Origin of the sequence: Serratia sp. PL17 (assembly GCF_017832355.1) — a bacterium.
Taxonomy (GTDB): Bacteria; Pseudomonadota; Gammaproteobacteria; order Enterobacterales; family Enterobacteriaceae; genus Serratia.
In genome coordinates this window covers 1-1,447 of sequence record NZ_JAFIBY010000023.1, presented here as the reverse complement: position 1 = coordinate 1,447, position 1,447 = coordinate 1, and the positions used below count along the sequence as shown (strand labels likewise).

Annotated in this window: 1 rRNA gene; it reads right to left on the bottom strand. The window is 52.4% G+C overall.

Annotated elements, in window-relative coordinates:
• Positions 1 to 44 precede the first annotated feature (44 nt).
• A 23S ribosomal RNA gene (locus JOE25_RS26480) occupies positions 45 to 1,447 on the bottom strand; the annotation flags it as partial.

Here is a 1,447-nt window from a genome sequence, read left to right as displayed (position 1 = left end):
CGCTGAAAATCTTTCGTCTGCTCTAAAAACACCTTTGGTGTTGTAAGGTTAAGTCTCACGGATCATTAGTACTGGTTAGCTCAATGCATCGCTGCACTTACACACCCAGCCTATCAACGTCTTAGTCTTAAACGTTCCTTCAGGGGAATCAAGTTCCCAGGGAAGACTCATCTCGAGGCAAGTTTCGCGCTTAGATGCTTTCAGCGCTTATCTTTTCCGCACTTAGCTACCGGGCAGTGCCATTGGCATGACAACCCGAACACCAGTGGTGCGTTCACTCCGGTCCTCTCGTACTAGGAGCAACCCCTCTCAATCTTCCAACGCCCACGGCAGATAGGGACCGAACTGTCTCACGACGTTCTAAACCCAGCTCGCGTACCACTTTAAATGGCGAACAGCCATACCCTTGGGACCTACTTCAGCCCCAGGATGTGATGAGCCGACATCGAGGTGCCAAACACCGCCGTCGATATGAACTCTTGGGCGGTATCAGCCTGTTATCCCCGGAGTACCTTTTATCCGTTGAGCGATGGCCCTTCCATTCAGAACCACCGGATCACTAAGACCTACTTTCGTACCTGCTCGAGCCGTCACTCTCGCAGTCAAGCTAGCTTATGCCTTTGCACTAACCTCACGATGTCCGACCGTGATTAGCTAACCTTCGTGCTCCTCCGTTACTCTTTGGGAGGAGACCGCCCCAGTCAAACTACCCACCAGACACTGTCCTCACCCCGGATCACGGGGCCGAGTTAGAACATCAAACATTAAAGGGTGGTATTTCAAGGTTGGCTCCACGCAGACTGGCGTCCACGCTTCAAAGCCTCCCACCTATCCTACACATCAAGGCTCAATGTTCAGTGTCAAGCTATAGTAAAGGTTCACGGGGTCTTTCCGTCTTGCCGCGGGTACACTGCATCTTCACAGCGAGTTCAATTTCACTGAGTCTCGGGTGGAGACAGCCTGGCCATCATTACGCCATTCGTGCAGGTCGGAACTTACCCGACAAGGAATTTCGCTACCTTAGGACCGTTATAGTTACGGCCGCCGTTTACTGGGGCTTCGATCAAGAGCTTCGCCTTGCGGCTGACCCCATCAATTAACCTTCCAGCACCGGGCAGGCGTCACACCGTATACGTCCACTTTCGTGTTTGCACAGTGCTGTGTTTTTATTAAACAGTTGCAGCCAGCTGGTATCTGCGACTGGCTTCAGCTCCGAGAGCAAGTCTCTTCACCTACGCGCCAGCGTGCCTTCTCCCGAAGTTACGGCACCATTTTGCCTAGTTCCTTCACCCGAGTTCTCTCAAGCGCCTTGGTATTCTCTACCTGACCACCTGTGTCGGTTTGGGGTACGATTCTGTGTTACCTGATGCTTAGAGGCTTTTCCTGGAAGCTTGGCATCAACTACTTCTGCACCGTAGTGCATCGTCATCACGCCTCAGGGTTGAAT